The organism is Psychromonas sp. (assembly GCF_041586535.1).
GTDB lineage: Bacteria > Pseudomonadota > Gammaproteobacteria > Enterobacterales > Psychromonadaceae > Psychromonas.
On the sequence record NZ_JBFGZY010000098.1, the window covers coordinates 1 to 15,483 of the forward strand.

Genomic DNA, 15,483 nt, shown 5'->3' on the forward strand with positions numbered 1-15,483 from the left:
CGCGGTTAATTTTTGTTCGAGATAAAAGCGTTTTAATCGCGACGCGAGGTGTGTAGCTTAGTCATTCTAAGTAAATACCTCGCAACAAAGAGTAAAACGCTTTTAGCCGACCCCTTCGGGCAGCGCTTGTTGGTTCTTTCTCCTGCGTTATCGCCTGTTCATGTAGAATAACTACACTACACAGGCTCTGCCTTGTATAAAGAACCAACAAACTGCTGCAAAAACAATCTCGAAAGATCAACAGACCCTAGGGCTTATGATATTAGAAGTAAATACAATAACGTAATCAAAAACACATAGCCATCTCTAAACCGCAGCAAGATGCAAGAATTTGTATTTTGCCGTAGTTTCGCCACATAACATACAAAAAAATATATTTATGTACAACAAGGTTTACATCGCGTTGGAAATAGAGTGCTAAAAAGAGGAAGCTTAGAAACGAAAAAACCCACTGCAGGCAGTGGGTTTTTTCGTGATATGGCGGAGGAGGAGAGATTTGAACTCTCGGAGAGCTATTAACCCTCGCTGGTTTTCAAGACCAGTGCATTAAGCCGCTCTGCCACCCCTCCGGAACGGGGGCGATAATACAGACTATCGGCTTAGCTTGTAAAGCATAAAATAGCAAAAACAGACCGTTCGCCTACAAAAACAACAAAGTGAATAAACAACAGTCAGAATTGACTGACTTTAATGCCAATCTAATGAGGCAGCTGAAAAAGCAGCAAATATTAGTGCTTATCAAATTGAATGTGTGATTGAAATATAGAAGAAGATGAGTTGTGGAAGGGTGTAGTTCGCTCTATTAACGATAACGAGAAGTTGGCAAAACTATTTAAATGGACTTATCCCCAAACTACTTGAAAATGCAAATTCAGAGGTTCGCTCAGATGCCAGATCAAGGCACAGCATGCAGAGAATGGTTATTCTCTTTTCAAGTGTTGTAATACCAACCTAAGTAACTATCTAATCTATCTTGCTGGTTAAAATTAACGATAACTGCGTTGTTTTCAATCCCAATAGCCTGCTATTGCTCAATCAAACGCCTTGTTCTCATTATTTTTAGCTGCGCAATGTTGGACCATTTACTTATACCAAATCCGATAATTATCTATTCATTTATGCTTGTTAAAATGAATACTAGCTAGACATAAAACTACGTTTTAGTCTTTGTTATTGATTTGATTCAGAACGTCCTGTTCTTCACCACTTTGTGGCCAGCTAAAGCTGTTCAAAATCGTTCCATACGATTTTATGCAATTAGAACAACTCGTTACTGCAATCAATGCCTTGCTTTCATCCATTTTTCCTACGCCTAAATAGATCATCTAATTAACGGAATTGGTATTACTTAGATTGGTATAACACAGAGCTGGCTTTTGAGCGAATCCCCCGTAGGGCAAGGTGAGAGGCAACCATTTTCTGCGTTATGAAGCATTGATTTAGAATGACTAAACCTTCAACTTAATGCATTGAATATAGTCACCTATCAACTTGCTGATTCTTGCATCTTCAAGCAGCTTGGGTATATCTACCAAGGTAATGGATTGCGCTTAAAATAGATAGAATAAAGTTTTCTTTGCTGTAAAAACGAAAAAACCCACTGCAGGCAGTGGGTTTTTTCTTGATATGGCGGAGGAGGAGAGATTTGAACTCTCGGAGAGCTATTAACCCTCGCTGGTTTTCAAGACCAGTGCATTAAGCCGCTCTGCCACCCCTCCGGAACGACAAAAATAGTACAGACTATCGTTGCAAGTTGCAAAGCTTAAAATAACAAATCAAACTGTTCGCTCACAATTGCAACAAAGTGGGCAAATAAACACCACGAAAAGCTTAAAATGGCTTCTTAAACTTCAAAAAAACGGCCTTCTTTCTCATAGTTATTGTTGCTAAGTCTTTGCTCCTGTATCCTTACGCCCTATTGAGGCTCAAATTACTTGAGTCAGTAATTCATTTATTATTGCTGGGCAGAATTAAGATGCAAGAGTTATATAACCCTAAAACGATTGAAAACAAATTCCAAAACTTATGGGACGAAAAACAATCTTTTAAAACAACAGAAGATCCATCCAAAGAAAAATATTACTGCCTATCAATGTTTCCCTACCCAAGTGGAAAATTACACATGGGTCATGTACGTAATTACACTATCGGTGATGTGGTTTCCCGCTATCAACGAATGCAGGGTAAAAATGTAATGCAGCCTATGGGTTGGGATGCATTTGGTCTGCCGGCGGAAAATGCTGCGATTAAAAACAATACTGCTCCTGCCGGCTGGACCTACGAAAATATTGAATATATGAAAACCCAGCTGAAACAGTTAGGGTTTGGCTACGACTGGAGCCGCGAACTGGCAACCTGCCAACCGGAGTATTACCGCTGGGAACAGTGGTTCTTCACTAAACTGGTTGAAAAAGAGTTAGTTTACAAAAAAATGGCCACGGTTAACTGGGATCCGGTTGACCAGACCGTACTGGCTAACGAGCAGGTCATTGACGGGCGCGGCTGGCGCTCCGGCGCACTGGTAGAACAAAAAGAGATCCCGCAGTGGTTTATTAAAATCTCTGCTTATGCACAAGAGCTGCTGGATGATTTAGATCAGCTTGAAGAATGGCCTGAACAGGTTCGCACTATGCAGCGTAACTGGATTGGCCGCTCTGAAGGGATCGAGATGGACTTTAAAGTAAGCGGTAGCGAAGAAACATTCTCTGTTTACACAACCCGCCCTGATACGGTAATGGGGGTGACTTATGTTGCCGTTGCCGCGCAACATCCTTTAGCGCTTGCAGCTGCTAAAAATAATCCGACACTTGCTGCATTCTGCGAAAAATGCAAAAACGTTAAATTAGCTGAAGCTGAACTTGCCACCATGGATAAAGAAGGTGTTGATACCGGGCTTAAAGCTATCCACCCTATTACCGGTGAAGAAGTGCCAATCTGGACCGCTAACTTTGTACTGATGGGTTATGGCTCTGGTGCGGTTATGTCGGTACCGGCACATGATCAGCGTGATTATGAGTTTGCTAAAGAATACGGCCTGGACATTAAAGCGGTTATCAAACCGGCTGATTGTGAGGTTGATATATCTACAGAAGCATTCACTGAAAAAGGGGTCTGCTTTAATTCCGGCGATTTTGACGGTTTAGATTTTACTGCAGCCTTTGATGCAGTTGAAGCAAAACTGGTTGCCGAGAATAAAGGTAAACGTCAGGTTAACTTCCGTTTACGTGACTGGGGTGTTTCCCGTCAACGTTACTGGGGCGCTCCGATTCCAATGTTAAATCTGGAAGATGGCTCTGTTGTACCGGTACCGGAAGATCAATTGCCTGTAGTACTGCCGGAAGATGTGCAGATGAACGGTATTATCTCACCAATTAAAGCGGATCCGGAGTGGGCAAAAACCACTTATAACGGTCAGCCTGCACTCCATGAAACCGATACTTTTGATACCTTTATGGAATCAAGCTGGTATTACGCACGTTACTGTTCACCGCAAAGTGACGATCAAATGCTGGATCCTGAAAAGGCAAACTACTGGCTGCCGGTGGATCAATATATCGGTGGTATTGAGCATGCAATACTGCACCTTTTATACTCACGCTTTTTCCATAAATTATTGCGTGATTTTGGTTTGGTTAACTGTGACGAACCTTATAAGAAACTGCTCACTCAGGGTATGGTATTAGCAGATGCTTATTATTATGAAGATGAGAAAGGTGGTAAAGTTTGGGTTTCACCAAATGATGTTATCACTGAAACTGATGCTAAAGGCAAAGTCATCGCAGCTAAAACCAAAGACGGCCGGGAAGTTATTTATGACGGCATGAGCAAAATGTCCAAGTCTAAAAATAACGGTATCGATCCGCAGGTTATGATTGATAAATACGGCGCTGATAGTGTGCGTTTATTTATGATGTTCGCCGCGCCAGCGGATCAAACGCTGGAATGGTCAGATTCTGCATTGGAAGGTTCACTGCGTTTCTTAAAACGTTTATGGAAAGTTGCATTTGATCATGTGGCTTTAGGCTCCGTTGCTGATTTAGATCTTAAATCTCATGCAGACGAGCAAAAAACACTGCGTCGTGAACTGCATAAAACCATTGCCAAAGTCAGCGATGATATCGGTCGCCGTCAAACTTTCAATACTGCCATTGCAGCAGTCATGGAGTTAATGAATAAATTGACCAAAGCACCGACTGAAACAGAGCAGGACCGCGCCATTTTACAGGAAGCATTAGTCGCAACGGTTAAACTGCTTTCTCCTATTACGCCGCATATCTGTGCTGAGTTATATCTGGCATTAGGGCAACAGGACGAGATATTAAACGCTCCGTGGCCGGAAGTTGATCAAAGCGCATTGGTTGAAGATTCAAAATTAATCGTTGTCCAGGTAAACGGTAAGTTACGTGCTAAGTTGACTGTCGCGGCAGATGCTCAGCAGGAAGCGGTACAGGCTCTGGCACTGGAAGAAGAAAATGTAAGTAAATTTACTGATGGAAAAACCATTCGTAAAATCATTTTTGTTCCTGGTAAGCTATTGAATATAGTAGCTAACTAACAGTAATACCCCTATCGGTTGCCGGTTTGAGAGAAATGAAAATCTGCCGGCAGCCCCACAGCCACTTAATAAAAGGCTTATTATGCAGTCCAGATCAGTCAAAGCTTTTTACATCCAGATAACCCTGGTTTTATTTTCTGTTGTAGCGCTCAGCGGTTGCGGCTTTCATCTCAAAGACACTAACGGTCTTATTGAAAAGTACCCCAAAATTTACCTGCAGAGTAGCAATTCAAACAGTGAATTGACGCGCTTTATTAAACTACGTCTGCGTGGCGCAGGTATTGAAATTATTAATCAGCCGGAAGCCGATGTCGCAACATTAAAAGTCGATAAGGAACGGCGCTCATCGCGTATTATTTCGCTTTATGTGAATGCACAGAACGCGGAAAAAGAGATGAGTTATAATGTTGATTACTCACTCTCATCTCCCGGTTACAAAACGCAGAATTTTTCGGTAAACCTGTACCGTGACTTTATTGAAAATGCTTCACAAGCGCTGGCAAAATCCCGTGAAGAGGAGATATTAACCAAAGAACTGCGCAGCATTGCTGCTGATCAGATTATTTCCACTATGCTCAGCATCGAAAACAAACTCTAACAGATGCGTATTTACCCTGAACAATTACAGCAGCACCTTAAGCAAAAAATCCCCCCCTGCTGTCTGATTTTTGGTGATGAACCCCTGCTTTGTCTAGAGGCCCTTGAGCAGGTAACAAAGGCCGCAAAAAATCAGGGTTATCTGGAAAAATTAAGTTTTACCCTTGATGGTAAATTTGAAAGTGATCTTATTTTTTCTCACTTTCAAAGTCTTTCCCTTTTCTCTGAAAAAAAAATAATACAGTTAACATTAAGTAAAACAAACAAGGACAATAGCGCTTTCATCCGCGAAATTACAGCGCTATTGCACCCCGATATCCTGTTGATTTTACAAGGCCCCAAACTCACTAACCAACAGATGAACAACGTTTGGTTCAAGACGCTAGAGCAGCAGGGCATATTTGTCACAGCAAACCTGCCCCTTGCCCATCGTTTTCCCCAGTGGATTTTTCAGCGCCTAAAAGCCCTTAATTTACAAGCAGATAAAGATGTTATTGATTATCTTTGTGTGCATTTTGAAGGGAACTTATTAGCGGCTAAACAAGAGTTTGAAAAGCTGGCTTTGTTATACCCAAAACAGCATTTAACCCTGCGCCAGGTTGAGCAAAGCATCACTACTCACAATCATTTTACCCTTTTTCAATGGGTTGACAGCCTGCTGGCGGGTGAGCAGACGCGCTGCGCACGTATTTTAAAACAGCTGAAGGCCGAAGGTACTGAACTATTATTACTCAGTGCAACCCTGAACAGCGAAATTCAAAAACTGCTTAAACTTGCCTATCAACGCCAACATACTCCACTGGCAAAATTATTAAGCCAACAGCAGCCTAAGCTTTGGCCTGCAAAACAGCAATTGCTCAGCACGGCACTGGCACGGTTGGATATCAGCAGGCTGGAAAAAATGGTGATTCAGTGTGCAGAATTCGAAATTTCTATTAAAGTAGATAATAGCGATTCAGACTGGTTAAAACTCAACGACATTACTTTTTCTTTTTTCTAATATGAAAGGACAATGACACACATGGATATTCAACAACAGGCCATCGGTTTTTTAGGAGGCACTTTTGATCCCATTCATTTTGGTCATTTGCGTCCGGCGCTGGAAATCAGCGAAGCCATTTCTCTCAAGCAACTTTTTATTATGCCTAACCATATCGCTCCGCATAAGTCGAAGAGCCACGGCAGTGCAAAACAACGCTGCAAAATGGTCGAGTTAGCAATCAGCTCGCAAAGCAGAATGGCCATTGATAAACGTGAATTGCAGCGACACCAGCCCAGTTACACTATCGATACATTAAAAGAGTTAAAAGCGGAATATCCGGATACCCCAATCTGTTTTATTATGGGAATGGACTCATTAACTAATTTTGACAGCTGGTATGAGTGGCAAAACATTCTTTCCTACTGCCATTTGGTGATCAGCCATCGCCCGGGCTGGCAATGCAAATTTAATAAAAAGGTCGAAACGCTGGTAAAACAACACCAAACCACGGATCAACACGATTTGCATAACCTGCAATGCGGTAAAATATACTTTCAGACCACCAGCCAGTTAGCTATTTCATCAACTGAAATACGTGAATTGTTAAAGCACAATATCAGTATTGACTTTTTAACCCCGGAAGCGGTTATCGACTACATTAAAGAGCATCATTTATACCAAACTAAGTAACCTCAAATTCATTTTTTAGGGGGCTTTATGTTATTTATCAAAAAGACGCTCTTACTCTTCCTGTTTCTATTTGTTCCCGTTGTCAGCAGTGATTCTGCCATCCCAGCAGTAAAACCTGAGCAGCAAGCCATTTACAGCCAGATGGATATTCATCATCCCGTTTGGGCCGCAAATGGCATGGTCGCTACGCAGGAGGCACTCGCAACTCAGATAGGTGTTGATATTCTTAAGCAGGGCGGGAATGCCGTTGATGCCGCTATCGCGGTCGGTTACGCACTGGCGGTCACCCTGCCCCGTGCCGGTAATCTGGGAGGCGGTGGTTTTATGCTGCTTTATTTAGCAGAAAAAAAACAGACCGTTGCTCTGGACTATCGTGAAAAAGCACCGGCAAAAGCGACAGCGGATATGTATTTAGATAAATCGGGTAATGTTATCAACTCTCTCTCCCGTTATCACGGCCTTGCGGTGGGTACGCCGGGCACCGTAATGGGACTGGAATTAGCAAGAGAAAAATACGCGAGTATGAGCCGGGCGGCTTTACTGGCCCCGGCAATAAAACTCGCCGCTGAGGGGATAACAGTAACACCGGATTTAGCAAACTCGCTAAAAGCACTGCAGAAACGCCTCAGCAAGTGGGAAAGTACAAAAAAAATATTTTATAAACATGACGGCAGCCCTTACCAGGCAGGTGAAATACTGCAGCAAAAGGATTTGGCTAACAGCCTAAAGCGTATTTCGCAGCAAGGTGTAGCCGGATTTTATCAGGGATATACCGCGCAGCAGATTGCCGACTCAGTGGCACAGGCTGGCGGTATTATGAGCGTAGCAGATCTGAACAATTATCAGGCGGTTGAACGTCAGCCCGTCACCGGAACCTACCGGGGGTATGATGTTATTTCCATGCCACCACCCTCCTCGGGTGGTGTGCACATTATTCAAATGCTGAATATGCTGGAGACTTATCCGCTGGACAGGATGGGACACAACAGTGCGGCAACAATTCATGTTATGGTTGAAGCCATGCGCCGCGCTTATGCTGATCGCAGCCTATACCTTGGTGATAGTGATTTTGTAGACGTGCCCGTGCAGGCTTTAACAGGTAAAAATTATGCTCAGCATCTGGTGAAACAAATTGATCTCAATAAAGCCTCTTTAAGCAGTGAAGTAATGCCGGGGAAACTGACTCCCTATGAAAGTAATGAAACCACTCATTTCAGTATTATGGATAAATGGGGCAATGCCGTTGCAAATACCTACACGCTTAACTTTAGTTATGGCTCAGGACTTGTTGCCGAGGGGACGGGGATATTACTTAATAACGAGATGGACGATTTTTCAGCCAAACCCGGAGAAGCAAACAGTTACGGGTTAATCGGCGGTGAGGCAAATGCCATTGCTGCGAATAAACGCCCGCTTAGCTCCATGAGCCCGACCATTGTACTTAAAGATGATCAGCCATTTTTAGTGACCGGCACCCCGGGCGGTTCACGTATTATCTCCACCACATTACAGGTTATTTTAAATGTACTCGATTATAAGATGAATATAGCCGACGCTTCTGCCGCGCCGCGTATTCACCATCAGTGGTTACCGGATTATATCCGGGTGGAAAAAGGTTTGAATACAGATACTATTAATTTACTGCAGGACAAAGGTCATAAGGTTAAAGTTCAGTCCGCTATGGGCAGTACCCAAAGCATCTTAAAAAATGAACAGGGTCTTTACGGCGCTTCTGATCCGAGAAAAGCGAACGCACTTAGCAAAGGGTATTAATAGCTATTCGACTATGAGTCTGTTGTTACTGTTATTTTTACAACGCTTTTTTGAGGCACAGAGAAAACTGAATCGTTTATAAAGTTCATAAAATAGTAATATAACAATTTTTATACTCATTGGAGCAAAAATGTTAATTATCACCTACCTGGCAAGCATCTATTTAATCATTGGTTTGTTATACGCACTCAAGTTAAACGCCAAACCCATTGAACAGAAGCCCCTTTGGACCAGCAGCAATGAACCTTTAAAAAGATTATCCGCTACCTTAATCTGGATGCTCACCTGGCCGCTGGCATTTGTAGCTAAACGAAAACATTAAATTTGCCTGATTCATCTGACTTGATAAAAGTTCACCACTTATCGCAAAGCTAACAGGCTGTAACATTATCATTTACAACCTGTTTCTGTCTGACCGATTAATAATCCACCAGCCGATTAGTTTTTAAGTTTGTTAGTTACTTTCGCAGTTTTCTCTTGTTCGGGATCCACTTTTTGCGGTTTGGGTATCCACGCGCCGTGGCGGGAGTAACTCTCAAACCACCATTTCCCCCACCCGATTAACCGGGTTGCAACCCATAAAGACCAGGCCAGCATCACTATCCGATAAAACCAGATAGGCAGGCTATATACGGTAACGGTCGGCAACTGCCCTGTTGTTATTTTATCCTGGAAGTATTTGAAAAAGTGTCCGTAACTGCCGCTGCCCGTCACCTGCATCTCCGGTGTTGATAACAGACCAACCGGAATAGATACAATCAGAGAAATAACCGAGATAACAGTCAGCAGCAGAATAGAGAGCTGCAGAAAATTGAATTTCCAGCGGCTCATTGAGGCCGACTGAACATGCTGGTTACGAAAGGCCATCACAAAAAAGAACAGCGCGGTAAGTAGAACACCGTAACTGTTCACCGTTGAAAAGCCCAGGCCTAATAACAGCCATCCCGGAGTGCCAATCGGCATCTTAAGCTGCAGCCTGCGGGCAATAACCGGCAGCACCAGCGCACCGATTAAAATAACAAACAATACCCCCCAATATAACATTGCCGCACCAAGCGCAGGGCCGTTAAGGTAGATTAACCAGCGATCCCGAAGCAGGTGATACTCAATATTAATATTAACGGTTTTACCCGGTAGTTTTATATCCGCACTGCTGTTACGCCAGGTTAATTCAGCCCGTTTTTCAAATTCCAGCATAATCTGCTGCTCACCGGGATGAAGCTGCACAACGGCAATATTATCAGGGTTAATGCTCATCTTATTGCTGTCATGCATTAACGAATTAATTTGTGCTCCTTCGGCCAGAATAATTTCGTAAGCAGCGCTTTGACTGGCTCTGACATTGAGCGTCAGTTTGGATTTCTGCACATTTTTACCGGACTGTTGCTCCAACGTCGCCATCTCAGTGGTGAATACCTCCCCTGCCACACCATCAGGTCGACTTACATCGATAGCCAGCGACTCTCCCGGCCACGGTTTCCAGGTAGGCTGCAGCTGTCCGCTGGCGAGATCCGATTTAATCGGTTTAATACCGTCAAATTTCACATGCCAGATAGAGGAAGGTATCACCGTCCAGGTTTCTGAATAGGCAGGGTTATTATCCGCCTGAAGATTAATGCTTTTACTCAATGGAAGTGATGACTGCCAACTGATTGTCTGCTGGTTTTGAGGGATCTGTACATTAACACTGCCATTTTCATTAACCGGGTAAGCAGACAAGATCTGTTCACCCGGTAATAAAGTAATGTTAAAGGATCCGGCATCAGTAACCGGTGCCAGCTTTTCTACCCGGGTGTGCATTCGCCACTCTTTGCCAAGATTGATGCTGCGCTGCACTATTGCATAGGATTTAACCGGCAGAGGTGCCAGTGTATTGGTATCCTCACGGGAAAGAGCCTGGATTGAGGTAAGACCGATATTGTTATTCACCACCACGCCCTGGCGGACACCATCAATTAACCATAATGGCGCGGTAACCTCAAAGTTATGGATATTGAGCGGCAGGTTAAAGGAGATTTCCGCATTTTTTACCTGCCCCTGCATGGTAACCGTGTGCGTACCTTGCGCAAGAAAAACAGTTAACAGACCCTGAGTGCTCCTGAGCACCGCAGGCTTATTATCAATAGTGACCTTTTCCGCCAGCCAGGCATCCCCCGCCGAAGGTAACGGCATGGCAATGTCGGTATCGGCGAAAGCCTCAAAACTGAGAATCAGCTGGTTATCTTTAACCTCCAGCAGACCATTATATAAGGATACGCAGGACGGCAGGCAGTAGGGCGATGTTAATAACCTGTTTTCATACTCTTTAAGCAGATACTCTGGCGGGTACCCCTGACCTGCGGGCAGCAGTTCCTGTGCATTCGCCCTATTGGGTGAAAGCTGTAAAGCTGCTGTTAATATCGGCACTACCATCATGGCAACTATTGTCGGTAAGGTTGAGCCGGGATGATTCACCTTGGAGTTTTGCCCTGTCAGGGTATTGCTATGATTATCACCGGGCGCATCAGGGTAATCGCTTTGGCGTTTTTCAACCTTAAACAGTGCTTGCAGTATCATTGCCCCCATCAGGCCGATCAGCAGTACATTGATTATCCGCCAGGCAGCGGTTAACAGCGGAGAAGATAACAGTAAGCGAATCTTCTGATCTGCTGTCACCAAACCCGAGGAATTAATATAGAGAGTATTCCAGGACCATGTCGGGATACCCGGCCCCGTCTGAACGCGATCATTCTCTCCCACCTGATATAAGTTTTTTTCCTGTTTTTTTCTGACCTGATCATAGGAATAACTTTTGCTCTCCTGATCAGATCTCAGCGCAGCACCCGCCTCCATCTCCTGCAGCGGTGCCAGCGTTTGTTTCTGATAATCTGTACGGCTGAGCGTTGATAAGCTTGTAACACTATGTTTTTCCAGTGTCGGATAGATAGCCAAACGCAACGAGCTGATTGTAATGCTGATAAAGGTAATCACCAGAATAGCAGCAGGCAGTATGGCGAGCCGGCTTAATAGGGTTTTGTATTTGCCTATTGGTAATTTAATAATGGCGATAAAAGCCAGTAACACCGCCCACTGAGCATTCGGTGCCAGCTCCTCATGGAAAGTGAACAGCAATGTCAGCGTCATTAATAACGCTCCTTTCACACCAAGCAGGTTATTAGCAGCAGCAATCAGGATCATCAACCAGAAGATATCCCATAAATTCCACTTCTGAAACCAGGTACCGCTAATACCGTCAACACCGTCGGCATAAACAGCGCGCCAGCCCGGAGGAAGATGTATTCTCGCCGTCAATTTTTCAGCATCTGTCTGCCAGCCCACTGCATTGATATTATTCACCTGCGGGATAGAACTTACTGCCTGTAAATTGATCTGCGGACTGCGTATTTCCACACCTTCATTACCTGCAAAATTGGTAATTAATACCGGGGTAGAGCTCACTGATGCCCGCCCTAATTTGACCGTTTTCGCAGCGTCTAACCGCCATCCCTGTTCCATTTTACCGTTAACGTTATCTTTCGAGATCGCATCTTTTCCGTCAAAGGAGATCCAGATTTCACGATCAATATTGATACTGTTCTGATGCGCGGCACCATCCCCCCGGGTCGTGATCTGTAACTGCATGGTATCGGTGCTTTCAAGGCGATAAGTCGGGTATGATTTCCATTGTTCAGGCACATCCACCAGCGAAGTATCGATGCTTTTCACACCACTGATATTGACTTCTCTGATCTGGACATCGGCTATAAAAGAGAGGTACTCATATTGCGGCCATTCGGGAGAAATTTTATCAGTTGAGATACTGGTGCGATTATCGCTAAAACGGCTGCCCAGCGTTATCTGATGCACCCCCGGCCTAACCTGCACGCGCAGCATACCATCCTCTTCCAATCTTGCCGGTAGAATCGACTGCAGATAAACGGTTTTACTGTCTGTAATAGCCGCCCTGCCGATCGTCACCTCGCGCGACTTACCGCTGACAAAGAGTTTGATGACTGTGGTCAAGCGCATAGGCACTCCGTCTTCGAGCGCACGATAAACCTGAACTTTAAGTGTGTTTTTATCATCAAGCTGCACCGTTTTTGTGTGCGGCGATAAAATAAGCTGATTGTTATTGATGCTTGTCGACAGCAGCGTATTGTTTCGCAATACTTTTATTAGACCTATGGTTTCAGGCATAGCAATAGCAGAGGGGATCTCCTGCCATAAAAACTTGCCACGAATAATGCTGGCACCTTTCTTAAGGTGTACCCTCGGCATGCCGTTGTGATCAATGACTGCGGCACCGTGCTGATTAACCGTTATTCCGCTCGGCCAGTTTTGTTTACTGCCGGGTAAATTAACCAGAGCATCTGCAGAGAATACCTGTACCGTCATTTCAAAAAGCATACCGTCATCCACAATTGTACCGGTAAACTCTCCCGGCCAGTGGCAGACCTTTTCTTTATTTGTAGTAATCTGCAAAGGACAATTTAAATCCGGATGGCGCTCGGCTACCCACTGTTCCCATGAGGGTTGCATTGCAGCTTGTTGTGCAGAACCCGGCAAACTGAATAAACAGCCCAGCAGCGTCACCAGCATGATTATTATTCTTGTAAACGACATCACAAATTCCTTTTAGTTACAGAGGAAATCCCTTCCCGCTTGATCACCGGATCGGATTGGCAGAGTCGAATCCTCAACCCATCAGCAACTCCAGATAACATAATAGATCATAACCGGTTGATTTTTGAATGTTGTTTGATTTTACCCTTGTAAAAGTGAGCCAGCCCTTAATTTATATCGGCGAAGCACTGCACGGCGGGATAGAAAAATGATCAGCAATAAAACGATAAATTAAGAACAGCCGGTTTCCCCCTCTCCTAAATAACATATTGATTATAGATAGTAAGAAAAGCGCTGGTTATTGATATGATAGCGTCACATGGAATTGTCATTACAAAGGGAAGTGATCATGGCTACTACTAAGGTGTTTTTATTCTCACCATTCCGATTAACGTTATTAATTTTATTACTCGCCTTCAGCTCTTTTAGCAGCGCGGTTAGTAACGTCAGCAACGACTCTTTCTCAAAAGCTAAGAAAATGCTTGAAAAAGAGGTTTACTTTGACCACAGAGAAACAATCTATTGTGCCGCTTCTTTTGACAGCAAAAAACGGATAACAGCCCCTGCTGGTTTTTATACCAACAAGTATGAGAAAAGAGCGAAAAAAGTCGAGTGGGAGCATGTGGTTCCGGCGGAAAACTTTGGACGTACCTTTGTTGAGTGGCGGGAAGGCAATACTTCCTGCGTAAACAGTAAAGGCAAAACCTTCAAAGGCCGAAGATGTGCTGAAAAAATAAATACAGAATACCGTCATATGCAGGCAGATATGTTCAACCTATACCCTGCCATCGGAGCCGTCAATGCACTCAGAAGTAATTATAATTTCACTATGTTATCAGGTAAACAAAGTGATTTCGGCAGTTGCAAAATGAAAATAGAGAACAGAAAAGCAGAGCCGCCAGAAATAGCTCGAGGTCAAATAGCACGCACCTATTTATATATGGAACAAACCTACCCCCGCTACAAAATGAGCAATTCTCAGCGAAAGTTGATGATCGCCTGGTCAACTCAACACCCAGTGAGTGCCTGGGAGTGCACCAGAGCTAGACGTATTGGTGAACTGCAGAAAAACAGAAACCTTGTCGTAGAGGAATTATGCGCACAGATAAAACAGGACTAGTTCACGGCTGATAAAGCAGAGATCAACTAATGCCGCTGCTTATGTCATTAAATAATGCAAATTAAAAGACTTTACTCTATTGTTGTTCTGCATTTTGAATAAACGCTTTACATAGCCGTTCAGCAAATCGGACATTATTGAGGAAAAAACATGATACTGGATTCATTTAACCTAAAAGGAAAAGTAGCCCTTGTTACCGGTTGTAATACAGGCTTAGGTCAGGGAATGGCATTGGCTCTGGCACAAGCAGGTTGTAAAGTCGTTGGCATAAACCGCACAAAACCCATTGAAACTATCGAAAAAATGAATGCGGCTGGCCATACTTTTTTAGATCTGCGTGCCAATCTTTCACAGCTGGACGATATTCCATATATTATTGATCAAGCCGTTATCAAATTTGGAAAAATCGATATTCTGGTTAATAACGCGGGTATTATTCGTCGCGAAGACGCTATTGATTTCTCAGAGCAAAATTGGGATGACGTGATGAACATCAATAGCAAGACGGTGTTCTTTTTCTCCCAGGCAGTCGCGAAACAATTTATTGCCCAAGGCCATGGCGGTAAGATCATTAATATCGCGTCAATGCTCTCTTACCAGGGTGGCGTTCGCGTCCCCTCCTACACCGCGTCCAAAAGTGCGGTGATGGGACTCACTCGGGCAATGGCTAATGAATGGGCAAAGCATAATATTAATGTCAATGCGATTGCCCCGGGTTATATGGAAACCAACAATACCGAAGCGCTTCGCGCAGATGCGGAGCGCAACTCCGCCATTCTGGAACGCATTCCGGCAGAGCGTTGGGGAACCCCTGCCGACGTTGCCGGATCTTGTGTGTTTTTAGCATCTAATGCGGCAAGCTACATCAATGGCCATACAATAGCAGTCGATGGTGGCTGGTTAGCCCGTTGATAAAACTGGACAGGTAACGCTATGTTATTTGGTAGCATGTACTTGCGAACATTTCGACGGAAGTAATACCAATTCCGATAATTAGATGATCTATTTAGGCGTAGAAAAAACGGATGAAAGCAAGGCATTGATTGCAGTAACTAGTTGTTCTAATTACACAAAATCGTATGGAACGATTTTGAACAGCTTTAGCTGGCCACAAAGTGGTGAAGAACAGGACGTTCTGAATCAAATCAATAACAAAGACTAAAA

11 protein-coding genes and 2 tRNA genes are annotated in these 15,483 nt (G+C 43.9%); 9 read left to right on the plus strand and 4 right to left on the minus strand.

Features of this window, described 5'->3' with window-relative positions:
- Nucleotides 1–478 precede the first annotated feature (478 nt).
- The 3 genes from ABZA00_RS11620 to ABZA00_RS11630 all read right to left on the minus strand — a co-directional run bounded on the left by ABZA00_RS11620 (nt 479) and on the right by ABZA00_RS11630 (nt 1,718).
- Nucleotides 479–569 (minus strand) — tRNA-Ser (locus tag ABZA00_RS11620).
- Between the two features lie 591 nt (nt 570–1,160).
- A complete protein-coding gene (locus tag ABZA00_RS11625; protein ID WP_372882333.1) occupies nt 1,161–1,325 on the minus strand; it encodes a hypothetical protein in 165 nt (54 codons plus the stop codon).
- Nucleotides 1,326–1,627: 302 nt separating this feature from the next.
- Nucleotides 1,628–1,718 (minus strand) — tRNA-Ser (locus tag ABZA00_RS11630).
- 257 nt (nt 1,719–1,975) lie between these two features.
- Between ABZA00_RS11630 and leuS the strand changes: the two genes are divergently transcribed.
- The 6 genes from leuS to ABZA00_RS11660 all read left to right on the plus strand — a co-directional run bounded on the left by leuS (nt 1,976) and on the right by ABZA00_RS11660 (nt 8,919).
- The gene (gene leuS, locus ABZA00_RS11635; protein WP_372882334.1) at nt 1,976–4,555 is read left to right on the plus strand and encodes a leucine--tRNA ligase; all 2,580 of its coding nucleotides are present in this window, start codon (nt 1,976–1,978) and stop codon (nt 4,553–4,555) included.
- 82 nt (nt 4,556–4,637) lie between these two features.
- Entirely contained in the window at nt 4,638–5,153 is a 516-nt protein-coding gene (gene lptE / locus ABZA00_RS11640) for an LPS assembly lipoprotein LptE (protein WP_372882335.1), read from the plus strand.
- Between the two features lie 3 nt (nt 5,154–5,156).
- Nucleotides 5,157–6,152 carry a DNA polymerase III subunit delta gene (gene holA / locus ABZA00_RS11645; RefSeq protein WP_372882336.1) on the plus strand — a complete coding sequence of 332 codons (996 nt, stop codon included), beginning with the start codon at nt 5,157–5,159 and terminating at the stop codon, nt 6,150–6,152.
- 21 nt (nt 6,153–6,173) lie between these two features.
- A complete protein-coding gene (gene nadD / locus ABZA00_RS11650) occupies nt 6,174–6,824 on the plus strand; it encodes a nicotinate-nucleotide adenylyltransferase (RefSeq protein WP_372882337.1) in 651 nt (216 codons plus the stop codon).
- 27 nt (nt 6,825–6,851) lie between these two features.
- Nucleotides 6,852–8,597: a gamma-glutamyltransferase gene (gene ggt / locus ABZA00_RS11655; RefSeq protein ID WP_372882338.1), complete on the plus strand. Its 1,746-nt coding sequence runs from the start codon at nt 6,852–6,854 to the stop codon at nt 8,595–8,597.
- A gap of 130 nt (nt 8,598–8,727) precedes the next feature.
- The gene (locus tag ABZA00_RS11660) at nt 8,728–8,919 is read left to right on the plus strand and encodes a hypothetical protein (protein WP_372882339.1); all 192 of its coding nucleotides are present in this window, start codon (nt 8,728–8,730) and stop codon (nt 8,917–8,919) included.
- A 116-nt stretch (nt 8,920–9,035) separates the two neighbouring features.
- Here the strand turns inward: ABZA00_RS11660 and ABZA00_RS11665 are convergent, their stop codons facing one another.
- Nucleotides 9,036–13,199: a hypothetical protein gene (locus ABZA00_RS11665; RefSeq protein ID WP_372882340.1), complete on the minus strand. Its 4,164-nt coding sequence runs from the start codon at nt 13,197–13,199 to the stop codon at nt 9,036–9,038.
- Between the two features lie 349 nt (nt 13,200–13,548).
- Between ABZA00_RS11665 and ABZA00_RS11670 the strand changes: the two genes are divergently transcribed.
- The 3 genes from ABZA00_RS11670 to ABZA00_RS11680 all read left to right on the plus strand — a co-directional run bounded on the left by ABZA00_RS11670 (nt 13,549) and on the right by ABZA00_RS11680 (nt 15,481).
- The gene (locus ABZA00_RS11670; protein WP_372882341.1) at nt 13,549–14,319 is read left to right on the plus strand and encodes an endonuclease; all 771 of its coding nucleotides are present in this window, start codon (nt 13,549–13,551) and stop codon (nt 14,317–14,319) included.
- A gap of 150 nt (nt 14,320–14,469) precedes the next feature.
- Entirely contained in the window at nt 14,470–15,231 is a 762-nt protein-coding gene (gene kduD, locus ABZA00_RS11675; RefSeq protein ID WP_372882342.1) for a 2-dehydro-3-deoxy-D-gluconate 5-dehydrogenase KduD, read from the plus strand.
- An 85-nt stretch (nt 15,232–15,316) separates the two neighbouring features.
- Entirely contained in the window at nt 15,317–15,481 is a 165-nt protein-coding gene (locus ABZA00_RS11680; protein ID WP_372882343.1) for a hypothetical protein, read from the plus strand.
- Nucleotides 15,482–15,483: the final 2 nt, after the last annotated feature.

Bases quoted from the DNA above. Each gene is read 5' to 3' on its own strand.
- ABZA00_RS11625 (WP_372882333.1), bottom strand. From the start codon at position 1,325: ATGATCTATTTAGGCGTAGGAAAAATGGATGAAAGCAAGGCATTGATT.
- leuS (WP_372882334.1), top strand. From the start codon at position 1,976: ATGCAAGAGTTATATAACCCTAAAACGATTGAAAACAAATTCCAAAAC.
- lptE (WP_372882335.1), top strand. From the start codon at position 4,638: ATGCAGTCCAGATCAGTCAAAGCTTTTTACATCCAGATAACCCTGGTT.
- holA (WP_372882336.1), top strand. From the start codon at position 5,157: ATGCGTATTTACCCTGAACAATTACAGCAGCACCTTAAGCAAAAAATC.
- nadD (WP_372882337.1), top strand. From the start codon at position 6,174: ATGGATATTCAACAACAGGCCATCGGTTTTTTAGGAGGCACTTTTGAT.
- ggt (WP_372882338.1), top strand. From the start codon at position 6,852: ATGTTATTTATCAAAAAGACGCTCTTACTCTTCCTGTTTCTATTTGTT.
- ABZA00_RS11660 (WP_372882339.1), top strand. From the start codon at position 8,728: ATGTTAATTATCACCTACCTGGCAAGCATCTATTTAATCATTGGTTTG.
- ABZA00_RS11665 (WP_372882340.1), bottom strand. From the start codon at position 13,199: ATGTCGTTTACAAGAATAATAATCATGCTGGTGACGCTGCTGGGCTGT.
- ABZA00_RS11670 (WP_372882341.1), top strand. From the start codon at position 13,549: ATGGCTACTACTAAGGTGTTTTTATTCTCACCATTCCGATTAACGTTA.
- kduD (WP_372882342.1), top strand. From the start codon at position 14,470: ATGATACTGGATTCATTTAACCTAAAAGGAAAAGTAGCCCTTGTTACC.
- ABZA00_RS11680 (WP_372882343.1), top strand. From the start codon at position 15,317: ATGATCTATTTAGGCGTAGAAAAAACGGATGAAAGCAAGGCATTGATT.